Origin of the sequence: Streptomyces sp. NPDC056835 (assembly GCF_042789485.1) — a bacterium.
Taxonomy (GTDB): Bacteria; Actinomycetota; Actinomycetes; order Streptomycetales; family Streptomycetaceae; genus Streptomyces.
Window position 1 is genome coordinate 1 of sequence record NZ_JBHUBB010000082.1, and the last position, 2,444, is coordinate 2,444.

Consider the following 2,444-nt stretch of genomic DNA (forward strand, 5'->3'; position numbering starts at 1 on the left):
GGTCAGGGTAATTACGCGGCGGGTAACGCGTTTCTGGACGCGTTGATGGAGCGTAGGCGGGCTGAGGGTCTGCCGGGTGTGTCGTTGGCCTGGGGTCCGTGGGATCAGTCGGGTGGGATGACGGGCACGCTGTCGGAGGCGGACGCGGAGCGGATGGCTCGGGCGGGTGTGCCGGCGTTGTCGGTGGAGTTGGGTGTGGCGTTGTTCGACGCGGCTCTGACTTCTGGTGATGCTGTGGTGGCGCCGGTGCGGCTGGATCTGGCGGTGTTGCGTGCGCAGGGCGCCGTCCCGCCGTTGTTGCGGTCGTTGATTCGTTCGTGGTCGCGTCGGGCTGCCGCGGTGGCCGGGTCGGCTGCGGCGGCCGGTCTGGTGGAGCGGCTGGCCGGGCTGACGGTGGTTGAGCGTCAGGAAGTGCTGCTGGACCTCGTACGCGGCCAGGTGGCTCTCGTTCTGGGGCACGCCGACGGCAACGCGGTCAACCCGGGCCGGGCCTTCCGTGAGCTGGGCTTCGACTCGCTCACGGCGGTGGAACTGCGTAACCGGCTGAACACGGCCAGTGGCCTGCGGCTGCCCGCCACGATGGCCTTCGACTATCCGACGGTTCAGACGCTGGTCGACCATCTGCTCGATGAACTGCTCGGCTCCGAAGCCGCGGTGGCCGTGCCGGCCACCACGCGTGCCGCCGCGGGTGCCGACGATCCGATCGTGGTCGTGGGCATGAGCTGCCGGTACCCGGGCGGAGTTGCCTCGCCCGAGGATCTGTGGCGACTGGTCACGGAGGGCGCCGACGCGATTTCGGGCTTCCCGACCAACCGTGGCTGGGACGTGGACGGGCTGTTCAACCCGGACCCCGACCACATGGGGACGTCGTACACGCGGGAAGGCGGCTTCCTGCACACCGCGGACGAGTTCGACCCGGCCTTCTTCGGAATGTCGCCGCGTGAGGCGCTGGCCACCGACTCGCAGCAGCGGCTGCTGCTCGAAGCGTCCTGGGAGGCGATCGAGCGGGCCGGGATCGACCCGGTGTCGCTGAAGGGCAGTGCGACCGGTGTATTCGCCGGTGTGATGTACAGCGACTACACCACTCTGCTGGGCGGCTCGGAGTTCGAGGGCTTCCAAGGAGGTGGCAGCACGAGTCTGGCCTCCGGCCGGGTCTCGTACACGCTGGGCCTGGAGGGTCCGGCGGTGACGGTGGACACGGCGTGCTCGTCGTCGCTCGTCGCGATGCACTGGGCGATGCAGGCTCTGCGGAGCGGTGAATGCTCCCTGGCGCTGGCCGGCGGGGTGACGGTGATGTCCACGCCGACCGTGTTCGTGGACTTCTCCCGACAGCGGGGTCTGTCGCCCGACGGCCGCTGCAAGGCGTTCTCGGAGTCGGCCGATGGTGTGGGCTGGTCGGAGGGTGTCGGCATGCTGGTGCTTGAGCGGCTGTCCGACGCGCGGCGCAATGGCCACGAGATCCTTGCTGTGGTTCGTGGCTCGGCCGTCAATCAGGACGGTGCGTCGAACGGGTTGACGGCGCCGAACGGCCCGTCGCAGCAGCGCGTGATCCGCCAGGCGCTCGCCAGCGGCGGACTGTCCATGGACGACGTCGATGTGGTGGAGGCGCACGGTACGGGTACGACGCTTGGGGACCCGATCGAGGCCCAGGCGCTGCTGGCGACGTACGGCCGTGATCGTGACCCGGAGCGTCCGCTGCTGCTGGGCTCGGTGAAGTCGAACATCGGTCATACGCAGGCCGCGGCCGGTGTGGCAGGCGTGATCAAGATGATCATGGCGATGCGTCATGGGGTGCTGCCGCAGACGCTGCACGTCGACGCTCCGTCCTCGCATGTGGACTGGTCCGAGGGTGCGGTGGAACTGCTGACCGAGCAGACGCGCTGGCCGGAGGCCGGTCGCGCGCGGCGAGCGGCTGTGTCGTCGTTCGGGATCAGCGGCACGAACGCGCACATCATTCTGGAGCAGCCGGCCACGGTGATCCGGGGAACGGTGGTCGCCAGGCCCGAGGCTCCGGCGGTGGAGCCGGGTGTGGTGCCGTGGGTGCTCTCGGGCAAGAGCCCGGAGGCGCTGCGCGGCCAGGCGGCCCGGCTGCTCTCCTTTGTCGAGTCCGGTCCGGAGCCGCGGCCGGTGGATGTCGGCTACTCGCTAGCCACGGGCCGGTCGGTCTTCGACAACAGCGCGGTGGTGCTGGCCGGCGACCCTGCTGACGCGGTACGAGCCCTCGCCGCTCTGGCGGCCGGTGATCCGGACCGTTCGGTGGTGTCGGGTTCGGTCGTCGGTGGGAGGACGGCGGTGCTGTTCTCGGGGCAGGGCAGTCAGCGGTTGGGGATGGGGCGTGAGTTGTACGGGCGGTTCCCGGTGTTCGCGGAGGCGCTGGATTCCGTACTCGCCTTGCTGGAGGGCGAGTTGGGGTGTTCGCTGCGTGGGGTGATGTGGGGTGAGGA

At 69.7% G+C, this 2,444-nt stretch carries 1 protein-coding gene; it reads left to right on the plus strand.

Going from position 1 to position 2,444, the window contains the following annotated elements; translation table 11 throughout:
- The coding region (locus tag ACFRMN_RS38620; RefSeq protein WP_383029154.1) for a beta-ketoacyl synthase N-terminal-like domain-containing protein at window positions 1-2,444 on the plus strand (2,444 nt) is incomplete at both ends.